This window comes from Danxiaibacter flavus, assembly GCF_041060425.1.
Classification (GTDB): domain Bacteria; phylum Bacteroidota; class Bacteroidia; order Chitinophagales; family Chitinophagaceae; genus Danxiaibacter; species Danxiaibacter flavus.
In genome coordinates, this window is record NZ_JAULBC010000006.1 from 550,941 (window position 1) to 576,265 (window position 25,325).

A 25,325-nucleotide genomic window follows, 5' to 3' on the forward strand; every position below is an offset into this window, starting at 1 on the left:
CCTCCGTGGTTCCAAACTCATTACATTTGCGGCTTAAAATGAAGGAACCATGTCAATGAGCTGGGATAAGCTGCTTTCTGCAAAACGTTGGGGATATGAAGATCGCGTGTCAAAAAATACCATTGATGCCAGGTCCGAATTTCAGCGGGATTACGATCGCCTTATTTTTTCTTCCCCCTTCAGAAGGTTGCAGAATAAAACCCAGGTATTTCCGCTACCCGGCAGCATTTTCGTACACAACAGGTTAACACACAGCCTCGAAGTGGCCAGTGTTGGCCGTTCACTCGGAAGAATTTTCTACAACAAAAAACTGGAACAGGATCCGGATATTGACAAAAAGTATCCTTTTTTAAGTGAGACCGGCAATATTGTTTCCAGTGCTTGCCTGGCGCACGATTTAGGTAACCCGGCTTTTGGCCACTCGGGCGAATCTGCCATATCAAGCTATTTTACAGCAAGTGAAGGTCGTCGTTATCAGAATGAAGTGACAGAGGAAGAGTGGGCCGACCTGACTCATTTTGAAGGAAACGCCAATGCATTAAGAAACCTCATTCATCAATACAACGGTAAAGGGTATGGCGGATTTGCATTAACTTATCCAACTCTGGCAGCTATTGCCAAATATCCTTGTGCCGCAATTGCCGGTCATAACAAAAAAAATATTTACACAAAAAAATATGGGTTCTTTCAGTCAGAACAGGAATCATTTAAAAAAATAGCGGAGGAGCTTTCGCTGGTTAAGGTAACGGACAACCCCTTAATGTATAAGCGCCATCCTTTAGTATACCTGGTTGAAGCCGCAGACGATATATGCTATAATATCATTGACCTGGAAGATGCGCATCGTTTAAAAATATTATCATATCAGGAAGTGGAATCATTGTTATTAAAACTTTGTAACGAGGATAGATTGCCTGCCAGGTTAAAAGAAATTGAAGATACCGATGCAAAACTTAGCTTGTTGCGCGCCAAAGCTATCAGCGCCTTAATAGGCGCCTGCTCTACAGTATTCTTTAATGAACAGGAGCAGTTGTTAAACGGGGATTTCAATAAAAGTCTTATTGATTCACTAGGCGATCCTCTTAAAAGTACGCTGAAAGAAATAGAGGACTTGTCCATCGCAAAAATTTACAATTATCCGTCAGTGGTGGAAATTGAAATTGCGGGTTATAAGGTAATGGGTGGCTTGTTGGAAGAATTTGTGCCGGCCTTCCTCGAAAATAAAACGCATTATCACAAAAAACTGATTGAACTGATCCCTAAACAATTCATTACGCAAAGCACAAATACTTATACAAGAATACAAAGCGTTTTGGACTTTGTTTCTGGTATGACGGATATTTACGCTGTAGAATTGTATAGAAAAATTAAAGGGATCTCTTTTCCAAGTATAGACTAGAGCGTGGTTGCAAGAAGGAACAGGTTAGGTAATAACAGGCTGAATGGTAAGTAAATAGTTATATGCGCAGCAATTTTAATCGACGAAATGGTTAGTCACAACGTCGATGGTACAATGTTTGCGTTGATATGCGGGACAGGTCCTGGATAGAAATTATTAACTGCCTAAAATCTGTTATATGATACCCTCAACAAAAACTTTCATTGTAAAATTTATTCATTACCTGGGTGGAAAGGTCTCGCTGGCCATGCAGGCATGCGTTTGTATAAGTGAAAGGTCCAGGAAAATATTGGTAAAAGACATTCGCATTCAGAATAAAATTTCATCTGCGTCTTTAATACCTGATTTAGAGATAATGGCGGTGAAAGACGGAGAAACAACACAATGGGTTCATTCCGATTCTGAGCGCGAATCTGATCTAAGCAGGGAAGTGGGTAATGCTATCCAGCTCAACTTAAAGGAGAATGAAATGCTTCCCAGTTTCTCCTAACCGCTTCACTCACAATATTGTTTCTTCTGCTTGTCTTTAACTTTCGTGATTCCGGATTCATTATTTTGTTGCCTGGAATTTTAAAAATAAAAAAAGGGATAGGATAGACATCCAGCCCCCGTTTTATCCAGTATCCTTTTGAAAAACTCACTTCACCTTAGTCAATTGTTGTGCCAGACCTTGCTTTTTCTCACACAATAAATACTTCCTGTATGCGTTGCCGGTTTCTGTAAGATATTTTTTTGAATATGTACGCAGCTTGTAAAAGAAAATAATCAGCATTTTTTTGTCTCCTGTTTTTCATAAGTGGCATAACATTTTATATAATTATGAAGAAGTACTTTAAATGTTTATGCCATGAACATTATAGAAGAAATTTTTGGTGAAGGCAAAGATCTGAATGTACTGCAAATGAGTTGCAGAAGTGTCGTTGTGTTCTTCATTGCATTTTTGCTCTTAAGAATTTCGGGACGTCGCTCGTTTGGATTACGCACGCCGCTGGATAATATTATCACGATCACTCTTGGTGCAGTTTTAAGCAGGGCCATTGTTGGAGCTTCTCCATTTTTGCCTATCGTTGCAGCAAGCCTGGTGATAGCCTTGCTTCATAGAGCATTCGCATGGCTTCTGATGCGGAGCGATGCATTTGCGAGTTTTGCAGAAGGGGATAAAATTCTTCTTTATTCCAATGGTAAGTTTAACAGGCATCATATGAAACGGGCATTGGTGCGGGAGGAAGATGTTATGCGTGGAGTAAGACGGGCAGCCCTCACGGATGATCTCAATAAAATTGACAGTATTTATATGGAAAAGAACGGTGAGATAAGTGTTGTGAAAAAAGAAGGGTAACAATGATTAATGTAATCTATCAGAACAACATAGCATCATGATGATATATCCTATAAAGTTATTAAATGAGATAAAGGACAGACTGATACATAGTCAACACACCATTGCAGTTGCAGAAAGCGTGACATCAGGTCATTTGCAGGCGGCTTTCTCGCTTGCAGATGAAGCAACGTTTTTCTATCAGGGAGGTATAACTGCTTATAATCTGGGACAAAAATCCAGGCATTTACTTGTAGAGCCAATACATGCGGTCAAGAACAATTGCGTTTCTGCCCCGATTGCGTGTGATATGGCGATAAATGTTTCGAGGCTTTTCGTGAGCCATTACGGTGTGGGGATAACGGGTTATGCGGCTACAATTCCGGAAGAAGGTATAAATGATTTGTTTGCATTTTATGCTATTTCACTGAACGGAAAAATTGTGCACCAGGCAAAAATAACGGCAGATAAATCAAGTATGCTTGATGCACAGTTATATTATACCGAACAAGTGCTTAACGGATTGTATTCAGTTCTTCAAGCTAATTCGAATCTTGTCTGAGACCGCTACCTACCTGCCCCGTAGAAGTGTTTGTACTGTCAGGAAGATCTTCTTGCGTTAATCCCTGGCTTTGATTTTTTTTGTCTTTTTTCAAAGGTTCCTTTTTTTTATCAGGAGCCTTTTTATCGGTTTGTTTTTTTTGATTATCAGTCGTTTTCATAACTAAGTTTTTTGATGTTAAATGAGATGGTAAAAGCTATTTCTTTTTAAGCCTTTCCTCTTTTGTTGGTTTTTCTGTGTGGGTAACCTTATCGCCCATTGTGCGCCATTCTTCATTTTTACGGCTATCTAAATTGTCTTTGTTTTCAATTACCTTTTGTTTTTCTGTTCGTATTGCCCTGGATTTCGTGTTTTCATTCATTTTTTTCATATCAAATCATTTATACTTAAGGGCCACAAACTTTATGCGAAAGATGAAAAATGATAACATAAAAATAGCAGCAGGCGTAAAGCACTTCATTGCAGCATTTTATGCAATTGTCATTGTTTACTCACCATGCCGGGCATGTATGTTATTGTGGAAAAATTATCCGCCTGGTTGCTGTTGCCATCATTCTACGTTTTAGGGAAAATATCATTTCAGCAGTAAGTCCTTCAGCCGTAGTCGTACGCGTTCATTAGAAAAAGAAACATTTGGTATGATTGTTTCTGAAAGACTAAAATGATTCCCACATTTCCCGTATTACAATTGTTGCGTAAATAGTTGCATATGTTTGAACCGAAAGGAATACTTACAGAGACAGATGTACAGAAAGGTCTGCGTTTGGTTATTTCAGATGGCCTGGCTTCGGAAGCAATGAACGCACTGGCCGGTGGCGTTTTTCTTACGGCAGTAGCTCTTTTGTTGGGCGCTAATAATTTTCAGATTGGGTTGTTGGCTGCCCTTCCCACGGTAACCAATTTTTTTCAGTTAATATCAATATGGCTGGTAAGACGTTTAAAGAACAGGCGCTTAATATGTGTTGTTTGTACTGTGCTTGCGCGGGTTCCGTTGATTATTACAGGCGCGTGTATATTTTATTTTAAAGGCCCGATAAGCCTTGTAATTATATTTCTTTTCTTTTTTTATTTGTTTGGCTCAATTTCGGGCCTTGCCTGGAATGCATGGATGAAGGATCTTATACCCCAGAATATCCTGGGGATTTATTTTGCCAGGCGAACATCGTATATGCAGATTGCCAATGCGTCGCTTAGTCTCATCCTGGCGCTGGTGGTGGATCATATAAAGCTGCATTTTCCTGAGTACGAATTGACAGCTTATTCTGCAATGTTTGTGCTTGCCGGAATTATAGGCGTTTACGGAGCCTCATTTCTTGGACGAACACCAGAGCCAATATCCAAATTATCCGAAGGAAATATTTTTAAGCTTTTAAAAAGACCGCTGACAGACGGCAATTTTGTGCGGCTACTTGTTTTTAATTCTATCTGGATCTTCGCAATAAATATGGCTACGCCTTTTTTCACAGTGTTTATGATGAAGAGTATGGGACTGCCGCTTTCGTACATAATAGGCTTAACCATTCTTAGCCAGTTGTCCGGTATTTTTACGATAAGAATGTGGGGCACTTTTGCGGACAGGTACAGCAACAAAACAATCATAGCAATAGCAGCACCGTTATATATCATTTGCCTTATAGCCTGGTGCTTTGTTGGAATATACAGCCGTTTTGCGCCTAATATTGTTTTACTGGTACTTATACATATTGCTTCAGGCACAATGCTGGCGGGTATTAATCTGTGCCTTACGAACATAGGTCTCAAGCTTGCACCCAATGAATATTCCATTATTTATTTATCCGTAAAAAATATTATTACGGCAATTTTTTCATCCATAGCGCCATTATTAGGAGGAGTGCTGGCCGATTTCTTTATGGAACGGAAGATAACAATCGATGGTATTTGGAGCGGTCCAAAACTGCACAAAATTTTTCACCTCATCTCTTTACGGGAATGGAATTTCTTGTTCCTGATAAGCGCTGTTATCGGACTATTTGCCGTGCAATTGCTTGTTAATGTAAAAGAAACTGGCGAGGTGGATAAAGAAAATGTAAGGCGGATCATGCGCAGCAGTATTAAAAGCAATCTTCGTGAATATTTTTTAATAGGGCACCTTATCAATTGGCAGGAACAGCTCGCTGCTATCATAAGAAGAAAAAAGAATGTCGCCGCACGGCGATAAATTAGTTCCCAAATTTGGACCTTTCAGTCGTACATTCCTTTTAAAAAGATGATAGCCAATGTTTTAGCTTCAGTTAATGTTTTTTTAATGGTGTTTCCCTATCAAAATGATTATATAAAAGGAAAAACTACTATCTTAGCGCCAAGTACCCACAATATCTACCTAAAGACCGCGTTAGAGCACCAATTAGTGCATGTTTCCCTACCTGCACTTCTTAATGTCATTTAATTTATTATAGATCGCAAATGAAAGAAAACTGGTCTTGGGAAATAAAACCCGCAAGCAGAATTCCCGAAATAAAGATATCAGAGCTGTGGCAGTATAAAGATTTACTGTTGCGTTTTGTAAAACGTGATCATATTGTTAGTTACAGACAAACAATACTTGGTCCGTTATGGGTTTTTCTTGAACCGTTAATTGCTACCTACGTTTACTTTTATGTTTTTTCCGGAATTTTAAAAGTTTCCACCGGCGAAGTTCCGCCACAATTGTTTTTTTTGTCAGGTATTATTCTCTGGACATATTTTTCCGATGTTGTAAGTTCCATTTCTTATAGCTTTTACCAAAACGCGTCCATTTTTGCCAAAGTATATTTTCCGCGCATCCTGGTTCCTATTTCTATCAATGTTTCAAAGCTAAGCAGGCTGGGAATCCAAATGTTGATGTTGATTGGTATGTATATTTATTTTAATGTGAATGGGCAGGGCTTAAAACCATCATGGTATTTATTATTTGCACCGGTTCTCATTTTGTTTACGGCGCTGCTTTCATTAGCCGTTGGTTTAATCATTGCAGCGTTATCAGCGCGCTACAGGGATTTACAGAATCTCATGATGTTTATTATCAGGCTTCTCATGTTTGCCACGCCTATTTTTTACCCGTTTGCCCAGGTTGATGAAAAATTTAAAATGATAATTGGCTTAAATCCGCTTACCCCGCTGCTTGAAGCATGGAGGGTTATGCTGTTTGGTTCAGGAGCTGTTAACGGTCTTCATTTGCTATACGGTATAGTTTCAACACTAGTGTTGCTTGTTATAGGTGTAATTGCTTTTGGAAGGGTAGAGCAAAATGTAATCGACACGATTTAGTTAAACAAAAAATTTAAGTTTTTTCATGTCATCCAGAATAGTCATAGAAGCATCAGGTTTGTACAAGCTTTATAGATTGGGAGCAATGTCATCGGGCGCCTTCAAAAAAGACCTGTCCCGTTGGTGGACCGTAAATGTGATGGGTAAGGAAGATCCTTTTGGAAAGATCAACGAAGACGGAAGTACTGAAACCAATGAACAACAGTTTATGTGGGCCCTTCAGAATGTGAGCTTCAATGTTAAAGAAGGGGAGGTATTGGGTATTATAGGCAAGAATGGTGCAGGAAAATCAACCCTGTTAAAAATCTTATCCAGGGTAACAAGGCCAACCAAAGGTGTAGTGAGGGGCAAAGGGCATATAGCAAGTTTGCTTGAAGTAGGTACGGGTTTTCATGAAGAGCTTACCGGAAGGGAGAATATTTACCTGAACGGTAACATAATGGGCATGACCAAAAAAGATGTAGACAAGAGGTTAGATGAGATTGTAAATTTCTCCGGAATAGAGCGCTACATTGATACGCCTGTTAAGCGTTATTCTTCCGGTATGTATGTGAGGCTGGCGTTTGCTGTAGCTGCGCATCTCAATGCTGATATATTGATTATTGATGAAGCGCTTTCTGTTGGCGATGCAGACTTTCAACGCAAATGTTTGAACAAGATCAGAGAGATTTCAGTAAAGGCCGGAAAGACAATTATATTGGTTAGCCACACCATGCATACCGTACAAAGCTTTTGCCATAGAGCAATTTTGCTGCAAAAAGGTTCAATTATAGAAGAAGGTTTACCGGACCATGTAGTGCATAAATATTTGCACGCAATTCAGGCAAAAGATTACTTCAATGAGTATGCAGATGATGATGTGCTTGCAGGTGATGCAGACATCCGCGTGAAAAAAGTAACGCTTGATACAGGAAGTGTTGGCGATGTTGAGTCAATTAACGTAAACACAACATTGTATATAAGATTTGAGTGCAAAAGTGTCAATCCGGAAATGGATCTTGCTGTCGGCATGTACCTTTTTTCAGTTGAGGGCGAATGTATATTCAATGCTTTGTCCAATTCAATAAAAACAAGTGAAGGCACGATACAGGGATGCTGTATTATTCCCGGAAAACTGTTAAATGATGGTTCTTACTTTGTATCATTGGCTTTTATAAAGAATGGATCAACAGACGACATATTTTATCTTGAAGAATGCCTGACATTTGATGTAGAAGATGTGCCGGGTCAGCTAAGATGGTACGGTAATTACTCGGGACATATACGGCCTGCATTATCGTTTTCACTAACGGAAAAAAAGAGTTTAATTGTAACCTGATGAATACAACGATACCCTATAACATAACCCACTTTGACACAGCAGAGGATATGTATCGTGCCTGTCAACCACCCCTCATTCAAAATGAATACAGGATTTTTTGGTGGAAGAACATGCCGTTGTGCCATCTGTGCCTGGATCTCCAGGTAAAATATACAGAAGAAGATATTAAGGAATCAGCCTTCTCGCGAATCATCAATACACTTAAAAGTAATTTTGATAGCAGCATATCTACCGAAGCTGATTATAAAAGCATATGGAAAAATGAGCAACAGGAAGAATGGAACAATCTATTGAGCCCTTTGCTCGCAAAAAAGACAGGTGGACTTTTTGAACCACGTGATATCAGTGTAGTTATTTGTACGCGCAATCGTGCCGGTTTTCTCAGGAACTGCTTAAAGGAATTAACCCAGCAGGTTTATGCGCCTCTTGAAATTATTGTTGTAGATAATGCACCTTCGGACACATCGTCAAAAGAAACAACTGCCGATTTTCCTCTTGTAAGGTATATTGCAGAGCCTACACCCGGATTGGATTTTGCCCGCAATGCAGGTGCAAAAACAGCAAAGGGTAAGATCATAGCTTATACGGATGACGACGTCAATCTGCATCCGTTATGGACTTACTACATCGCGCAGGCATTTGCTTCAGAGGAGATATATGGCGTTACAGGGCTTGTTTTCCCTGCGGAGCTTAAAACACAGGCTCAGCGTCTTTTTGAAGAACACTGGAGCTTCAATCGCGGATACGTGTTTAAGAAATACGACAACGTTTATTTTCACGAGCATCTTGAAAGCGGCGTGCCTGTATGGAATATCGGGGCTGGCGCCAACATGGCTTTCCGGCGGGATATATTTGACAAGGTCGGCTATTTTGATGAACGACTTGATGCTGGTGCTGCAGGGTGTAACGGCGACTCTGAATTCTGGTATCGCATACTTGCCGAGGGTTACAGCATGGTGTATACTCCACTTGCCATAGCATTTCACACGCACAGGCAGGAGATGGAGGCTTTTAAAAGCCAGATATACTATTACATGCGTGGATTTACTGTAGCGCTTCACATACAACATGAGCGTTACGGCCATAAAGGCAACCTGGATCATTTATATAAGCACTTATTTCCGTACTATTTTAAAAAGATGCCCCGGATGTTGAAGGCTGCATTGCGTAACCCATCAGCCACACACTTTCAGGAAATAAAAGGTATTATTTCAGGCATCCGCTACTATAAGAAAACTAAACATGCTAAACCATAAAAACACACCCAATGAACGAAATTGTATCGGTTGTAATTACCTGCTATAATCACGCTTCTTACCTTGATGAAGCGATCGGCAGTGTACTCTATCAAACCTACCCGCATTTTGAAATTGTTGTAGTGGATGATGGATCCACTGATCACACAAAAGCAGTTGCGACCAATTACCGCGAAGTAAAATATGTGTGGCAGGAAAACCAGGGATTGGCGGCTGCAAGAAATACCGGCGCTAAAGAATCATCGGGAAAGTACCTGGTGTTTTTAGACGCTGACGATTGGTTGTACAAAGACGCATTGCAACAACAGGTTACTGCTATGCTGGCAAATCCTGAAAGTATGGCTGTGGCTGGCGGACATGATAAAATTGATGTTGACGGAAAAATAATTCCGGAGGATCACGGGCCGGTTGTTGATGCGGATCATTATTTACACTTGCTGAAGGGTAATTTTATTGGGATGCACGCTGCGGTAATGTATCGGCGCGAAGTGTTTGATACGTTGCAATACGATCCCTCTCTTAAAGCCGCGGAAGACTATGATCTTTATTTGAAGCTTGCAAGAAAATTTCCCATATACGCTCATGGAGGTAAAATTGCCGGCTATAGAATTCATGGAAATAATATGAGCCGCAATATTCCCTTTATGCTGCAACACGTATTGAAAGTGCTGGGCAGACAGCAGGAAGTACTGTTTGGCGATGATGAAAAAAAAGCATTTGCTGAAGGCGTTTCCATATGGAATAAATATTATGCAGGTGTGATTTTAGATCAAAAACTATACCAAATTCATAAAAAGGGCTATGCAAGAAATTTACTAACTAATGAAGAGCGGGAGCTGGTTTGGAATAATTTTCCGAAACGTACGTTAAGTCTGTATTTTCAGAACAACAAGAAACGCGTTAAGAAGATCGTTAAGAGAATAATCGGCAGAAATAATACAGCGCATGATAAAACAAAACCGGGTGAAATAGATTTCGGCAGCTTTAAAAGAACAACGCCATACAGCAGAGATTTTGGTTTTGACAGGGGAGGAGCGATTGACAGATATTATATAGAAGGCTTCCTGGAAGAGAATTCCGGAGATGTTAAAGGCAGAGTGCTTGAAATAGCAGACAACCATTACACCTATATGTTTGGTAAAGGCAAGGTAGTGGTAAGTGATGTATTACATCTGCACAGGGATCACCCGGGCGCTACTATCGCCGGTGATTTGTCAAAGGCAGATGAAATTCCCATTCCCGATAATCAGTTTGACTGTATTATCCTTACGCAGACACTTCATTTTATCTACGATTATGAAAAGGCTATTCAACAGTGTCATCGTATTCTTAAGCCAGGTGGTGTATTGTTGATAACTGTGCCTGGCATCTCACAGATTGACGCCGGTGGCTGGAAAGATAATTGGCTGTGGTCCTTCACCGCCAGGTCCATGAAACTGATCTTTGCAAAGAATTTCAATTCTCCGGACGTAACGATAGAATCATATGGCAATGTATTTTCTGCAACGGCTTTTCTCTGGGGATTAGGATTGAGCGAAGTTAAAGACACCGGCCTGTTGGATGAAAAAGATAGCTGCTACCAGGTTACAGTTGCGGTACGTGCAGTTAAAAACTAAAAAGGCAAGTGAATGTTTGGAATAAAGTTTGGTAAAAGCAAGAAGGCGCTTGTATTAATGTATCATAGGGTGAATACATACAACAGTGATGTGTGGCAGTTGGCTGTGCATCCGGATGTTTTTGCAGAGCAATTAAGCATTCTCTCTGGTTATAATGTAATATCAATGAGAGCGCTTGCGAATGGAATTGCAACCAAAAAATTACCATCCGGAAGTATAGCGATCACTTTTGATGATGCATGTGAAGATAACTACACAAAGGCTGCTCCGTTATTGCTGAAGCACGGATTGCCAGCAACCTTTTTTGTGACAAACATTACAGCATCGGTTAATCGTGAATTCTGGTGGAACGAGCTGGAGTATTTGTTGATAGAACATAACACACTTCCCCGGGAAGTGTGTATCACTGAAGATAATATCACCTATCAATGGGATTTACAGGATAACTGGAAAAAGATCATCAACGAAGAACTTGTTGAAAGCCTTGCATCATGGCTGCCCTGGTCTCAGCCGCCAACAGCATCACATGCATTGTTTGTGTACCTGAGTGAGTGGATGAAAAGCTTATCGTACCAAAGCCAGTTAAGTGTTTTGGCGCAGCTGTATATGCAGGCCGGACAAACGCCGAAAGTGAGAGATGAATACAAAGTGATGAGTGAAGAGCAGTTGAAAGTACTTGGCATGCAGCAAAATATTGAAATCGGAGGTCATTCTGCATTTCATTCGGCTTTGGGAAAATTTGCCGGCGATCAGCAGTTATCGGCAATAATGGAGAATAAAAGGTTTTTGGAACAAACAACCGGAAATATTGTGAACGGATATGGGTATGCCCATGGCAGTTACAATGAAACATCCCGGAATATTTTGCGTGAAAATGGTTTTCTCTACGCTTGTACCACTGAGGAAAATTGTGTGACAGAAAAAAGCGATCCTTTTGCTTTGCCAAGAATGCATGTTAAAAATGTGAATGGCGCTGAATTTAAAAAACAACTAAAAAAATGGTTTGCGATATGAGTATTGAGCAAGGCATGAATAACAATAATCCGCTGGTATCGGTGATCACGCCTTTCCTTAATGGAGAAAAATTTCTTGCGGAAACGGTCGAAAGCGTGCTTAGACAAACCTATACGCATTGGGAGTTGTTTCTTGTAGATGATGGCTCTACCGATGGTAGTACGCAGATGGCGAAATCGTATGCAGCAAGCTATCCGGACAAAATATTTTACCTGGAGCATAAGGATCATGCAAACCTGGGCGTTTGTGCAAGCAGGAATATGGCAATAGAACAAAGCAAAGGTGAGCTTATTGCGCCATTGGATTCCGACGACGTTTGGTACCCGGAAAAACTGCAAACACAGGTGGAAATTTTTAGACATTATCCTGAGGCGGGTATGACTAGTTGTGCATATGAGTACTGGTATAGCTGGAACAATAACGCCACCAAAAAAGACGTTATCGTGCCTGTTGGCGGTCCGCAGAATATTGTTGTTTCACCGCCCGTAATGCTTACCTATTTATATCCCCTTTCAGATGGAGATGCTCCCAGCCCCTCCGGCATTATGATTCGCCGTTTTGTGTATGAAAAATATGCGCGTTTTGAAGCCGGTGTGTTTGTTGGCGACTACCAGTTTTATGAGGATCAGGCTTTCTTCTGCAAAATATATTTTAATACTCCCGTTTTCATAAGTCCGAAGTGCCATGTACGCTACCGCCAGAGCAGTGGTTCGTTGGTTGCAGTGGCTTACAAAGAAGGAAAATATTATGATGCGCGCAGATTTTTTCTGGTGTGGTTAAAGGATTATATGAAAACGCAGGGTATTAAAAACAAAGAAGTGGCAAGGGCTTATCGCAGGGCCTGGGCGCCTTATAGCAACATATTGGTCAGGGCTTATTATGAAATGAAGGGATGGGCTTATAAATTCTCCTATCCTGTATTGAAACTGATCAGAAAAAAGGATCAGTTGCACAATAGTGGGAATGCAAAAATGAATGAGACAATGAAAGCCACATTTTGATGAATGAAGCAGTTATGTTGAAAGAGCAAATTTTATTAACCGTTTTAATGCCTGTTTACAATGCTTCAGCCCATTTGCGTGAGGCGATGGCCAGTATATTACAGCAAACGTTCACCAATTTTGAATTGCTGATCGTAAATGATGGATCAACTGATGATACGGTAAAGATCATACGTGAATACAATGATCCACGGATCAGACTGCTGGAGAACGAAAAAAATATGGGTATTTCTGAAACATTGAATATTGGTATACGGGCAGCATCATCTGATCTTATCGCAAGAATGGATGCCGATGATATTTGTTATCCAAACCGCCTGCAGAAGCAATATGAATTCATGAAAGAAAACCCTGATTGTGCGATGGTTTCCTGTTATGTAAGGGTTATTTCCAACGATGGAGTTTTTGTTAGACAGGAAATTCACAGGGATCGTTTTCTGTATTATACATTACAATTTGAGTGCAATATCTATCATCCGGCCGTGATGTTCCGCCGGCAGCCGGTAATGCAGGTAAACATGTATGACAGACCATACGCAGAGGATTATGATCTTTTCTGGAAAATTGCTTCGGTATATAAGATCAATCAGATTGAAGAGGTATTGATGGATTATCGTCTTTCGAATAACAGTCTTCACAAAGTCACGAAAAAAGATGAGTATGATGTTGCACTAATGGAAGTAAAGCGCCGGAATATTCAGCATTTTTTGCCGGCAAAAGTAAAAGTGCCGGATGAGTATATACTGTTTTATCAATATGATTTTCAACCGCTGCTTTCCTCAGAAAACTTTGGACAGGTGCTTAAATGTGTACAGTTGTTTAAAAGAATTTCTTACAACATCATCAAAAGGGTCAATCCAAATAATTTCGACCAGCGTTGCATGCAGGCATATAAAAATAAGAAATATTACATGATGTTATACATTAAGCCATATCTCAGTAAGCAGAAATGGCTGATGCTTTGCTTGCTTTTAACAGAGTTTAGAGTTATATTTAAGTCAATCCCTGCATTTAAAAAACGATTTGTTCATGTACTTAATCCTCAAAAAATTAACTAATGTACCCTGTAGAAAACACAATTAGTCTGGCTATACCCGATATACGACCTCCTTCTCCGGTGGTATGGTCCATAATGATCCCTGCTTACAATTGCACTGGTTTCCTGGAAGAAACAATCAAAAGTGTCGTTAGCCAGTTTAGCGACTATTCCGCAGTGCAGGTAGAAGTAATTGACGATTGCAGCACAGACGCAAACGTTGAGGAAGTGGTTGGAAGAGCAGGGAAGGGGAAAGTCAGTTATTTTCGTCAGACTACCAACGTAGGCAGTCTGCGCAACTTTGAAACCTGTATTAAAAGAGCAAAAGGTAAATATGTTCATCTTTTGCACGGAGATGACAGAGTTAAGCCTGGTTTCTATACGAAAATGGAGACTCTGTTGAATTCTGATGACAAAATTGGCGCGGCCTTTTGCAGAACAAATTATATCAATGACAATGGCGAGTATTTGTTTACGCAGGATGCAGAAACAAATACCGAAGGAGTATTGAATGATATCCTTTTGCGTTTAGGCGAACACCAGCGAATTGAAACTCCGTCTATGGTAGTGAGAAAGAGTGTATATGAACATATTGGTTTGTTTAGAGATGTTACATATGGTGAGGATTGGGACATGTGGATTCGCATCGCGGCAAGTTACCCTATTGCTTATACACCAGATGTGCTTGCTGAGTACAGAAGGCAGGCAAATGGTTCGATCACATCACAAAAAATTCTCACGGCACAAAATATATATGACCTGGAGCATGTCATGCAGCTCACACGTCAATATTTCCCTGAGGAAAAAGTTAATGCCATTCAACGTAAGGCGAAGCTTTACTATGCAGCATATGCAATACGCACAGCTGACAAATTATGGCATAGCAAACAACATGTTAAAGGCGCATTGAATCAGATAAAAGCTGCTTTCCATTTTAGCAAAAGCCCTGTAATAATAATGGCGGCAGCAAAGGTTTTAGTAAAAATTTTAATCCGGTACAAATGAACGGTTACTCAATAGTAATATGCTGCTATAATAGCAGTAAAAGGTTGCCTGTAACTCTAAAGCATATTGCGGCTTTAAAAGTGCCTGCAACCCTGCCCTGCGAACTACTGATCATTGATAATGCTTCAAATGATGACACTAAATCCGTTGCGTTAACAGAGTGGTCAAAGTATGATTCAAACATTGGTCTCAGAATAATTGAAGAGACCGAATTGGGTTTATCCCACGCAAGGAAAAAAGGCTTTTCTGAAGCACGTTACGATTATATCATCTGTTGCGATGATGATAACTGGCTGGCCGAAGATTATCTGGAAGTCACCAAATCTGTATTTGAAAAAGAAAAGAATATAGGGGTTCTTGGTGGCAACGGAGAACTTGTGTCAGAAACTCCTCCGCCGGGCTGGGTGTACTATACCAAAGGCTTTGCAATAGGAAGACAGGAATCCAAATCCGGCCCCGTTGTTAATAAGAGAGTGTATGGTGCCGGTGCCATAATTTATAAACCTGCTTATGATAAGATTGTATCAGCCGGGTTTGCAAACCTGCTGACAGACAGAATGGGCAATACTTTAACATCTGGTGGGGACTATGAGATCTGCTCAGCTATTGCGCTCGCAGGTTATGAGATCTGGTATGAGGAACGACTTACTTTTAAACATTATTTTCCTGTTGAAAGATTGTCGCTTAAATATTATCAAAAACTTATGAAAGAAAGTGTATCATGCCTTACTACGCTTGATGCATATACTGCCTTGTTCTACAAGGGCGATGGATATACGAGGTATGGCTTTACGTATTATATAGCTAAACATGTTTATCACTTCTTCAAGGAACTGCTCAGGTTTTGCCTCAGGTGGGTCACAGCAAAACCAGATACAGACTACGGTGTGTTTGTAAGAATGCGTATTACATTTTATTATTTACGTGCAACAGGATTGTTGTTCAATATGCATAAAATCTACCTGAACACTAAAAAGCTCAACAGGTTTAAAAGGTCGCTCCATCCCAATCATGTGCCTATTGTTCAGTCAAAACATGCTATGGTCTGAAGGAGTTGGACATTGTACGTTATAAGTTGTACGTTTTACGTGATAAGTAATTGCGATTGCTATAAACGAACTGATGTCGTTTAGTTAAGCACATGATTAGCTTCCCAGTGAAATAAAAAAACGCAGTTACACAGAGCATCACAGAGTCTATATGTACAAGGTTTCGGCGGGCAGCAGTCCAAATGAATGGCTGCAAGGAAGAACTTTGCTAAGGTGCACAGAGAATAGTCCGGGGCTCCCAAAACGAATTGTAATCTGGAGATGACTGTGAACGTACAACTTATAACGTATAACTATCTGATGATCTCGATCTTTTGTTTGTAAATCAGGCTGCCGTTTGCTGCGTCATAGAAGAACAGGAAGTATATGCCCGAAGCAAGATCTTTTCGATTGACTGTGCCACTGCCATTTAATGTTTGCGTATGAACTATCTGTCCAACTGATGATACAATGTTCATCTTCATTGTTTGTTTTACGCCCCACACATAAATATTGAAGCTGCCGTTTGATGGATTGGGGTAAGGTTTGACCTCTATGAAGTTTGGTACGAGTTCAATTCTTGAATAGTAGATCATACCATCATTACCTATCCCTTTAACGCGGTAATAGGTCCAGTTATCATACAGGTTATCATCGTTGGTAGTATATTCCTGTTGGAGTATCGTGGAGCCATCTGCAGTTTTGGCCGGCAGGACAGCAACAGTATGAAATGAATCTTCGTTAATTTTTCTCCGTTGCAGCTCAAATTGCTTCATGTTAATTTCCCAATAAGTGAACCAGTCAGCTTTAACCCAGCGGATATCTGTTCTCCATGCATTGAATGCGATACCTACATTAGAAGAACGATCCCTGACACTTTTCGGTGTAACTACAGAGAAGAAGTTGTTGGAGCTAAGGTCTCCAAAGAAAGACCGGAAACTCATGTATCCGTTTGAAAGAGCAGGTCCTGAAGTAAGCGTGCCGGGATTGACTACTCCTGTTGGGAATGTTGAATCCCATGCATTGTCGGTATAATAGGAGATGTAACTGCTGTCACGATTGAATTTGAAGTGTGCATCCTCGTCCTTGTCATTGTGTTGAAGCCAGAGTGATATATTGCTTTTGGTATTGTTTCTTTTTATGAGGTTCCAGGTTTTTTTTACTTGAGGTTTATTTAAGATGGAGCCATAAGTAGCCTTCTCATAAATATTGTCAAAAACACCGGCAAAGAAATCGTCAGCAATGTTATCATGATTCTGAAGGGCAAGCGGAGTATAGCTGGCGGCAGATGTGCCGATAGGATACACAACAAGACCATCGCCTTTTGTAATATGTTCTCTCAAAAGCATGCCGACGATTTTACTTTGGCCAGTCACAACAAACCGTTGGTTATTATAACCTGTGATCACGCCAGGATAACCATTGCCTACAACAAGGTTCTGGCTGTTGAGAAAAATATTGCCAGCCGAGAAGTTAAGTGTATCACGCACTTTAAGATCGCCGGCCTGTAATGTAAGTCCGTTAATGTTTTCGAGAGAAAGGTTTGGAAAAGAAGCGCCTTTGTTCCAGCCTATGCTGTAGCCTCCTTGAAGGTACTGATTGTTTTTGCCCAACTGTAAAAAACGAAAGACGCCACCATTGGGAGAAAGTGTGTCGATATAATCATGTTGATCAGGAAATGTTGCAGTAGAGCCGTTCTTCCAGTTCTTTCCATAAAAATTAACCACTGAACCTTTGAATGAACCAATGTTTCCATTATTCTCCACATCTGAAAAAATGGAAACAGTGTCTTTTTTATATGCAGCAACATCTGCACCCGCAGCGATATATACACCTGTTTGGGCAGATGCGTACATTGCTGCGAGTAAGAGTAGTGCAAATAAAAATGATTTTTTCATTCCGTTCATTACTGAATAACTGTTATATCGAATGTGAGGTTATTGAACGGACCAAGGCTTCCGCTGGTAAAATTGGTGATTTGAACATTGACCGTCCCGGCAGTTGCATATGAAGAAGCTAATACCAATCCGCTGGCGATCCCCCCGCGTATATTGGCGATTACCGAAGCATTTGCCTGGACGTTTGCATATGGAATGGCTAATGTTTTTGTAACCCCGGCGCCGATATTCGGAATGGTTAAAGAACTTTGAGAAAACTTCATTATTCCCGTCAATACCGTTCCCGTCTGCCCGAGTTTAAAATCGCCTGCAACATCCAGCTTCGCACCCGGAGTAGCAGTGGCAATACCAACATTGCCTGACGATGTAATTCTCATTTTTTCCGTATTGTTGGTAATAACAGGCAGATCATAATTGTTTGTGGTGCCCAGGCTCTGAACAGCGGTAACACTGTTGCCTCCTAAAAGCCAGTCAGAACCATTGAATACAGCTGTGGGACTAACATACTCCAACGATGTTCCTGCTGAATTCACGCGTAATAGGTTAAGTGATGAACCCATGGAAGAAAGCCCTGTGCCACCATTTGCAACAGGCAATACGCCTGTTACTTCTGTTGCCAGGTCTGCATTACCTGTTGTAAATCCAGATCCATTAGCACGCAACAAACCATTTAATGTGGTGGTTATTCCTATGTTGGATGTGCCAGCAGATGGTGTTGTTATAGCGGCAGACAAACCTGATGGTACTGTTGCAGTTATAGCAGTTAAATAGTTAGGAGTAATGTTTATCCACTTTGATCCATTATATTGTAACAGTTGATTTGCTGAAGGTGCTGTAATAGTTGCATCCTGGAGGTTTGACAAGTTATCCTGAACTTTTAAAATTCCTGTTGTATTGTCAAGGTTGAGACCGGTACCTAATGTAATCTCTTGCATAGATCCCGGAATCGCAGTATACCGGCCAAGTAGCTTGTTTGGCGTAACGTCTTGGATTTTACTATATGTTACATTTCCATTCAATATTTTGGTCGTAATAACACTATTGTCTGCAAGTTTTGTATCGTCAATTGCATTTACAGCGACTAAAGGATTCGGATATGTTCCGGTTAAATCTCCACCTGCAATGTTAATGTTATTTAACTTCCAGAAATTAGTCGGATCGATTACCTGTTGCCAAATTCCATTTTTTCTGATGCGCAAGGTATTATCGTTCGTGAAAAAGATGATCGTTCCATCCGGTGCAGATGTGAGCGGTGAAACAAGTGTGTCCGGCACTCTTGTCAACAAAAGGCCCTGAACTTTGCTTTCCAGTTCAAGTATCGATGATTTATTTATAGCGGAAGGTGTTACACCCAGTTTTAACTGGGCGGATCCATTGGTTTGGACCAATACCATCCCGGCGACAAGCAACAACAGATAAAACAATCTTCTTTTCATGAGGTCAGTTAAAAACAGTGAATAGCAAAATGAGTAACAAACAGCCTGGTGTTAGACTCAGCAATCAATTTCACTTAAATGGCACAAGATAGTGAATGGCTTTTGGTTTCCATTCACTATTCGCCATTCAATGCTGTATACTTCAATAAAAGAAAACAGCATTGTTTTGCAGGCTATCTATTTTTTGATGATATACCAATTGGTGCCATCTGTTTGTAAAGTCACGAAAGTCCAGTCGTTGTAGATTACGTAGTTTGCGCCGCCATCAATAGTTCCGCCCGTAGTCGCAATAGTAACAGGGCTGTCAATACCGCCGTCAGGATCCCCGCTGCCAACTTTCTTAATGGTGTACATTCTTCCTTTAATGTTTGTTGGGGAAGGCAAAGTAATTGTCATAGCACTTGCACCCGGGGTGGCAAGGATAGTATTGCTTTTTTCATCGATAGCTCCACTCGTAGTCATGGTGGTTATGTTGCTCGCGATAGAACCGTTTACTTCAAATGTTGAAGTAGCGTATGTGTTTGCCGCGAGGCCAACAGCAAGTGAATCTCTAAAGTTTTTGCTACCACCGAATGTCTGATCAGCTATAGATACACCACCGGGGTTAGAAGCATTTGCAGCATGCAGTGTAACCACTTGTGTGCCTGGTTTTAATGGATCTGTATTAGGATCAATTGTTACTCCCGTAGATATTGATGACGCTGAGAAAGCACCATCCACGATCGCTGCCTTGGCATTCGCATCAAATCTTACCCAGTCAGCATAAGTCAGCAAACCTTTTGCATTGGTAGCGGCGCTTCCATCCTGGATAGGGATGTTTAAAGTATGTGTGGCTGTGCCGGCACCGTTAGAACTTGACTTAATTGTTATGCCTGTATCAGGAATATTACTTGTAGCAAACTCGTGAACGCTGTCTCTTAAATTTCCTAGCGAAACGATGGCGTTGCTGAATGCTGATAATGCAATCTTGCGCTGCAAAATGTTTCCTGTTGCAGGATCTACAAGCAATACCTGCACCTGTGTTTGATCCGTTGATGGTACTACAGGCAGTGTTGTTGTATTATTTGGCACTTGTATATTGCCGGTTGAAGTAAGCTTTAACAATGCATTGTTGTTGGCTTTGAATACAACGCCCTGTCCGTCTGTTGTTCCAATAAAATTTGTAGCTTCATTGGTGCCTGCGTTACCGTTCAAAGTCCAGTTTGAATTGGCGACTATGTCCAGAGACATTTTTAACCACACCCCGTTACGCCGTACGCAAAGAGCCGAAGAATCAATTACATAAACGATCATCCCGTCGGGAGCGGCATTCAGTGGACTGACACCAAGATTTGAGCCCGGAACACGGGGCAATAACAAACCTTGTTTGGTACTTTCAAGCTCCAAAATGGATGATTTGTTGATGGTGCTTGGGTTTGAGCCGATTTTCATCTGGCCAAAGGACACGCCGGTTACCAGCGCTAGCATGATAGCGAGTACAACTTTTTTCATTGGTCTTGTTTAGATATAAAACAATTTTGATTAATTGTGGTATATCATAGGAGATGACGGTACTATGCAGGATCTATAAAGATGCCTTTCATTAGGTATTGGGAAGCACAAACTAAATCAATAATACAAGTGCTCAATTAAGAAGCGTGGAATGTTACATTGGAAATGCTACCTGGTCAGTTATCGCGGATTGTAACAATTATCTTCGGGTACAAAAGTATTGTTGAATTAAAGGTAAGGTGTTTCATAGTTTATTGCGAATTATTCTTTGCCAAAGATGTACTAAATTCTCATTTGGCCAAAAAAAACTACCTTAAATAATGAATAATTAATGAATGAATATTTAATCTTTTTTTATAATGCTCAAAAAGACATTTTGGTTAGTGATGCATAGAAATATTCATTAACGGCGGAAACAAATGGATAAAAAATTGACCGCTTAAAGGATTCATTCCGTACAGATCGTTTAGTTTTTTATCTGCATGATAAAATGATAATTGTCCGCCTGCAGCTACGTTTATAAATTTTGTTTGCAGTAAATTATAACTGGCTCCAACAGCTAAAAGATTTACAGGAAAGCGTGTGTGGTTGCCGTAAATATTTGCATCAAGATTTAGTTCTTCAACTGATTTCTGTACCCATTCATAGCGCATATAAAATGTCGTGCGACTAATGTTTGCTGACGCTTCAAGTAATGCTGCATTTTCGCCGTCGTGTCCTTTTGTTTTATTTAAACCCCACAGTGCTGTTGCATTGAATGAACTGTTGTTGCCTAGCGGATAACTGGTGATAGCTGATGCGGTTGTTCTGTTTATGTCTTCATTGCTATGCAATGCTTCAGGACTTTTAATGAAACCATGCGACACTTGCATGGCCCAGTTTGCAGAAGGATTGAATGATAATCTTGTGCTCCATGAATCGAACAGCGGCTTATCGAAATTATAGCGATTTTCATCAGGTTCCCTTCCTGTAAATGATGATGCTTCTATTTTGAATTTATCATAACGGTATCCTATTGTCGCTACGCCAAAAGTAATGTGTGTGCCGTCATTCCAGTGATGTGTAATTGGTGCATCAGGACCGGATAAAGATGATGGTCTGTGCATAAATGCAACAGATCCGAGTGCTGGTTCTCCGGGATAACCGAAGTAGAAAAACAGATCAGATTTTTTTGATAACGCTTGCGTATAGCCTATTGAAAGGCCAGAGAAAAGATCATGCGGATGTTGTCTGTCTACCAACGGTTTTCCGTTCCAGCTTTCGCCTGTTTGAAATAACAACGGATAGCCTGCTCCGCCTTCTGTCAACGGATCTAACGATAACATAACTGTGTAATTAAACAGGCCTTTTTTTCCAACCCTTCTTTGCGCCATCAACATGAACCAGTTGGGTGCATCGAACTTGTCATCCCCGCGGGAACCTTTCTTGCCGATATCCTGGCTGGTATATCGTAGAAAAATGTTCCCATGTATCATATACATCCATTTTTTTGAATGGACCATGACACCATACATAGGTGATGCATCAGGCAGCCATGCAGTGCCTGATCCGTTGCGATTCATTGGCAGATTCAATGAATAAGCGTGACTCATGGGCGCATGCATATTCATCCCGTGGGTAACTGTATCGCCGGATTCCTTCATTGCGTGAGCAGAGTCTTTCATGTTATGCATTTCATGTTGTGCATAACTCTTATTGAGAACAATGATTAACAATAAAGCGGCTAAGATGCGCATAAAAATATCCGGCTATTTGGTTTCATTTATATAACCATAAATTTTGTGCCATTGGATTTTATTCCGTGGTGAAGAAAAAAAGAATTTCTGTTGCACGACCATCTTCAGTAGCTTAAAGTACCAAATACGCCATTGTTGTAATCCGCCATAGCCTGTTCAATTTCCTCTGCGGTATTCATCACAAAATTGTCTTTAGCGGCAACTGGTTCATCAATTGGTTGAGCAGATAGAAAAAGAATCACCGCGTCTTCCTCTGCGCAAACAATAATCTCATCGTTTTCTTTTTCAAAGATCACAAGGTTGTGTTCCTGGATTGTTTCCTGGTTAACGTTCAGCGTGCCCTTTGCTATGTACAACAATGTCCAGTAACCTTGTGTCGCATTAAGCTGTACGCGACGTCCTTTGTTTATTTCTCCTATAATGGAAATAACCGGTGTAATAGTCTTAATTGGTCCTGTCTGTCCGTCGTATGAGCCACTTGCAAGTCTTAGATGAACGCCTTCCTGTTCACATACTTCGGGTTGCTTGTCTTTTGCTGCAAATTGATAGGAGGGGGCATCCCACTTGTTCGTGCTGGGTACATTTACCCAGATCTGGATAAATTCCTGAACACCACCTTCTCTCAGTAATCTTTTGGAAGGACCTTCGCTATGCAGAAGCCCTTTACCTGCAAACATCCATTGCACATCGCCTGCGCCAATCGTTTCATCATGTCCGGCATTGTCCTTGTGATAACCTTCGCCTTGCAACATAAAAGTAACAGGAGCGAAGCCGCGGTGAGGATGAGGATGAATCCGGAATTCAGCACCGGCCGTGATGGTTTCCGGCTTGAGATGGTGTATTACAATAAATGGATTGGCAAACCTGAAATCTTTATGGGGCAGTGGTTGTAAGACCGTTTCTTCTTTTGTTATTTGTTTCTCTCTTCCTGCAAGAATATGTGTGATTGCTTTTTTCATAACATCTTTTTTAAAGTCAAAATTCAAAAGCCAAAAGTAAAAAAGAGTCCCGGCGTTCTACCCTGTCAATCGAAAAATCAAGCATAACTGTGCCGGAAGCTTTTTACTTTTGACTTTTTACTTTTGAATTTTTATTTTATTCCAGCGTGCCAAATTTACCTGACTGAAACTCTTGTATCGCCTCATAGATCTCCTGCTGGGTATTCATCACAAACGGACCATAACTGGCAATAGGTTCATTGATCGGCTCTCCACTTAACAACAATACCACACTATCTTCTGACGCTTTTATCTCAATATCCTCGCCATCGTTTTTAAAAAGTACAAAACTATGTTCTGCAGCCTCTTTATCATTCACAGTTATCTTGCCATTAATAACAAGTAATGCTGTATTATAGTTTGCAGGTAAAGTGGTAGAAAGCGCTTCATCTTTTTTTAATTTGATATCGAAAAGGTTTACAGGTGAATATGTACTTGCAGGACCTTTTACACCATTAAACTCACCGGCAATTACATTTACAACACCACCACCGGGTAATGCAATTTTACCCATCTGGCTTGCCGTAATTGGCTGATAATGTGCATCAACGGATTTGTATTTTTTGGGAAGATTTACCCATAACTGAACCATCTCAAACGGACCACCTTTTTTTGAAAAGGCTTCTTCATGGTATTCTTTGTGAAGTATACCTCCACCAGCGGTCATCCATTGTACATCACCCGGATTGATTATACCACTATTGCCTGTGCTATCGTGGTGTGCCACGCTTCCTTTATAGGCAATGGTTACGGTTTCAAAGCCTTTGTGCGGATGCACATCAACACCTCTTATCTTTTCTGAAGGACCAAAATCAAATTCAGCATTAAAGTCCAGCATAAGGAACGGACTTATTCTCGCCTGCAAAATGCCCGAACCGGGAATATAGTTAAACACTCTGAATCCGTCACCCACCATGCCCGGACGTGCGGGTTTGGGAACTATTCTGTCTATTTGCTTTTTCATGTGTATTTTCCTTTGTACTATTTAATTTGTTCACCAAAAGTACAACGCGGCACCAGGGCCTTCCAATAACATAGATTAAGCGGAACAATTAATGTAGATTAATTTTTTTTACTGCATTTGTTGATTGAGCATTTTGCTCAGAAATTCAGGCGTTACACCAATATATGAGGCAATGAATTTTTGTGAAAGACACTGGACGAGCGATGGATATAACTCCGCAAAATTTTGATAGCGCTCACGTGCAGATAAACTCAGGCTGTTGACAAAGCGTTGCTGGTACGCTGCAACCGCATTCTCGGCAAGTATTCTGAAGAAACGTTCAAATTTCGGTACTTTGATAAACAGGTTGTCGAGGTCTGTTTTTGATAGCTGTATAATTTCACTGTCGTCAATTGCGTCGATAAACAGGTTTCCCGGTTTCTGCTGAAGAAAACTCTGAAAATCTCCAATCCACCAACCGGGTGTTGCAAACTGGATAATGTGTTCAAATCCATTTTTATCAACAGAATACATTCTTAAAATGCCACTGATCACAAATGATGTGTGCCTGGTGGTGTCGCCTTCCTGCTGAAGATAGCGCTTGCGTTTTATTTTTTTGGTATGCAGAAGGGAAATTAAGTAGTCTGTTTCCTCCTGGGTGAGTGTGATATATTTTGCTATGTTAGCCAAAAGAAGATCGTACATAAGCGTAAAACTAAATCATAATTGATAATTGAAAGGTGAAAATTGACAATGATTGCGAGGAATTAGCCACTGAGATTCTGTGTTAATTACCAAGTAAGATTTTAGTTAAGTTTTTATAATTTTGTTGTTCCAAGGCGGCAAAAGTCAGCCTGTTTAGGGCGGTCTGTAATGACCGTCCTAATTAATTTCAGACAGACTTGATTTAATGTGTTGTTTAGTCGTTGATTAATATCTCTTGTTTTGAGAGATAATCCGGGTCATACTTGTTTTTTGTTTTGAATAAGGTATACAGCAA

Annotated in this window: 23 protein-coding genes; 14 read left to right on the forward strand and 9 right to left on the reverse strand. The window is 40.5% G+C overall.

The features are described 5' to 3' along the window. Positions 1-49 precede the first annotated feature (49 nt). The 4 genes from QTN47_RS19335 (at position 50) to QTN47_RS19350 (ending at position 3,279) form a co-directional block, all read left to right on the forward strand. The gene (locus QTN47_RS19335; protein ID WP_369331056.1) at positions 50-1,399 is read left to right on the forward strand and encodes a deoxyguanosinetriphosphate triphosphohydrolase; all 1,350 of its coding nucleotides are present in this window, start codon (positions 50-52) and stop codon (positions 1,397-1,399) included. A gap of 178 nt (positions 1,400-1,577) precedes the next feature. Next, positions 1,578-1,889 carry a hypothetical protein gene (locus QTN47_RS19340; protein ID WP_369331057.1) on the forward strand — a complete coding sequence of 104 codons (312 nt, stop codon included), beginning with the start codon at positions 1,578-1,580 and terminating at the stop codon, positions 1,887-1,889. Positions 1,890-2,246: 357 nt separating this feature from the next. Then, on the forward strand, positions 2,247-2,738 hold the full coding sequence (locus QTN47_RS19345; protein ID WP_369331058.1) for a DUF421 domain-containing protein: 492 nt from the start codon (positions 2,247-2,249) through the stop codon (positions 2,736-2,738). 37 nt (positions 2,739-2,775) lie between these two features. Next, positions 2,776-3,279 carry a CinA family protein gene (locus tag QTN47_RS19350; protein ID WP_369331059.1) on the forward strand — a complete coding sequence of 168 codons (504 nt, stop codon included), beginning with the start codon at positions 2,776-2,778 and terminating at the stop codon, positions 3,277-3,279. Here QTN47_RS19350 and QTN47_RS19355 read toward each other — a convergent pair. Both QTN47_RS19355 and QTN47_RS19360 read right to left on the reverse strand, forming a co-directional pair. Beyond that, positions 3,260-3,439 carry a hypothetical protein gene (locus tag QTN47_RS19355; RefSeq protein WP_369331060.1) on the reverse strand — a complete coding sequence of 60 codons (180 nt, stop codon included), beginning with the start codon at positions 3,437-3,439 and terminating at the stop codon, positions 3,260-3,262. The two genes, QTN47_RS19350 and QTN47_RS19355, sit on opposite strands and share 20 nt — an antisense overlap. Before the next feature lie 36 nt (positions 3,440-3,475). Continuing rightward, positions 3,476-3,649, reverse strand: a complete 174-nt coding sequence (locus QTN47_RS19360) for a hypothetical protein (protein ID WP_369331061.1) — start codon at positions 3,647-3,649, stop codon at positions 3,476-3,478. A 339-nt stretch (positions 3,650-3,988) separates the two neighbouring features. Here QTN47_RS19360 and QTN47_RS19365 point away from each other — a divergent pair, with 339 nt between their 5' ends. From QTN47_RS19365 to QTN47_RS19410, 10 genes are all read left to right on the forward strand, one after another. Continuing rightward, positions 3,989-5,458, forward strand: coding sequence for an MFS transporter (locus tag QTN47_RS19365; RefSeq protein WP_369331062.1), 1,470 nt, complete (start codon positions 3,989-3,991; stop codon positions 5,456-5,458). Positions 5,459-5,703: 245 nt separating this feature from the next. Further along, a complete protein-coding gene (locus tag QTN47_RS19370; RefSeq protein ID WP_369331063.1) occupies positions 5,704-6,546 on the forward strand; it encodes an ABC transporter permease in 843 nt (280 codons plus the stop codon). 25 nt (positions 6,547-6,571) lie between these two features. Continuing rightward, on the forward strand, positions 6,572-7,864 hold the full coding sequence (locus tag QTN47_RS19375) for an ABC transporter ATP-binding protein (protein ID WP_369331064.1): 1,293 nt from the start codon (positions 6,572-6,574) through the stop codon (positions 7,862-7,864). Further along, on the forward strand, positions 7,864-9,123 hold the full coding sequence (locus QTN47_RS19380) for a glycosyltransferase family 2 protein (RefSeq protein WP_369331065.1): 1,260 nt from the start codon (positions 7,864-7,866) through the stop codon (positions 9,121-9,123). The genes QTN47_RS19375 and QTN47_RS19380 overlap by 1 nt, the downstream gene beginning before the upstream one ends. An 11-nt stretch (positions 9,124-9,134) precedes the next feature. Then, the gene (locus QTN47_RS19385) at positions 9,135-10,739 is read left to right on the forward strand and encodes a glycosyltransferase (protein WP_369331066.1); all 1,605 of its coding nucleotides are present in this window, start codon (positions 9,135-9,137) and stop codon (positions 10,737-10,739) included. A gap of 12 nt (positions 10,740-10,751) precedes the next feature. Further along, complete coding sequence (locus QTN47_RS19390; protein WP_369331067.1) at positions 10,752-11,753, forward strand: polysaccharide deacetylase family protein; 1,002 nt, start codon at positions 10,752-10,754, stop codon at positions 11,751-11,753. Continuing rightward, positions 11,750-12,754 carry a glycosyltransferase family 2 protein gene (locus QTN47_RS19395; protein WP_369331068.1) on the forward strand — a complete coding sequence of 335 codons (1,005 nt, stop codon included), beginning with the start codon at positions 11,750-11,752 and terminating at the stop codon, positions 12,752-12,754. Before QTN47_RS19390 ends, QTN47_RS19395 begins: the two co-directional genes overlap by 4 nt. After that, positions 12,754-13,812 carry a glycosyltransferase family 2 protein gene (locus tag QTN47_RS19400; protein ID WP_369331069.1) on the forward strand — a complete coding sequence of 353 codons (1,059 nt, stop codon included), beginning with the start codon at positions 12,754-12,756 and terminating at the stop codon, positions 13,810-13,812. Before QTN47_RS19395 ends, QTN47_RS19400 begins: the two co-directional genes overlap by 1 nt. Continuing rightward, the gene (locus QTN47_RS19405; protein WP_369331070.1) at positions 13,812-14,795 is read left to right on the forward strand and encodes a glycosyltransferase; all 984 of its coding nucleotides are present in this window, start codon (positions 13,812-13,814) and stop codon (positions 14,793-14,795) included. The genes QTN47_RS19400 and QTN47_RS19405 overlap by 1 nt, the downstream gene beginning before the upstream one ends. After that, on the forward strand, positions 14,792-15,844 hold the full coding sequence (locus QTN47_RS19410) for a glycosyltransferase family A protein (RefSeq protein WP_369331071.1): 1,053 nt from the start codon (positions 14,792-14,794) through the stop codon (positions 15,842-15,844). The genes QTN47_RS19405 and QTN47_RS19410 overlap by 4 nt, the downstream gene beginning before the upstream one ends. A gap of 293 nt (positions 15,845-16,137) precedes the next feature. Here the strand turns inward: QTN47_RS19410 and QTN47_RS19415 are convergent, their stop codons facing one another. From QTN47_RS19415 to QTN47_RS19445, 7 genes are all read right to left on the reverse strand, one after another. Then, complete coding sequence (locus QTN47_RS19415) at positions 16,138-17,721, reverse strand: T9SS type A sorting domain-containing protein (protein ID WP_369331072.1); 1,584 nt, start codon at positions 17,719-17,721, stop codon at positions 16,138-16,140. Between the two features lie 8 nt (positions 17,722-17,729). Further along, complete coding sequence (locus QTN47_RS19420) at positions 17,730-19,157, reverse strand: hypothetical protein (RefSeq protein WP_369331073.1); 1,428 nt, start codon at positions 19,155-19,157, stop codon at positions 17,730-17,732. A 177-nt stretch (positions 19,158-19,334) separates the two neighbouring features. Continuing rightward, positions 19,335-20,648, reverse strand: coding sequence for a phage tail-like protein (locus tag QTN47_RS19425; protein WP_369331074.1), 1,314 nt, complete (start codon positions 20,646-20,648; stop codon positions 19,335-19,337). Between the two features lie 380 nt (positions 20,649-21,028). Continuing rightward, on the reverse strand, positions 21,029-22,312 hold the full coding sequence (locus tag QTN47_RS19430; RefSeq protein WP_369331075.1) for a hypothetical protein: 1,284 nt from the start codon (positions 22,310-22,312) through the stop codon (positions 21,029-21,031). A 176-nt stretch (positions 22,313-22,488) separates the two neighbouring features. Beyond that, entirely contained in the window at positions 22,489-23,343 is an 855-nt protein-coding gene (locus tag QTN47_RS19435; protein ID WP_369331076.1) for a pirin family protein, read from the reverse strand. Between the two features lie 136 nt (positions 23,344-23,479). Then, positions 23,480-24,346: a pirin family protein gene (locus QTN47_RS19440; protein WP_369331077.1), complete on the reverse strand. Its 867-nt coding sequence runs from the start codon at positions 24,344-24,346 to the stop codon at positions 23,480-23,482. 108 nt (positions 24,347-24,454) lie between these two features. Next, positions 24,455-25,030, reverse strand: a complete 576-nt coding sequence (locus QTN47_RS19445) for a Crp/Fnr family transcriptional regulator (protein ID WP_369331078.1) — start codon at positions 25,028-25,030, stop codon at positions 24,455-24,457. Positions 25,031-25,325 lie beyond the last annotated feature (295 nt).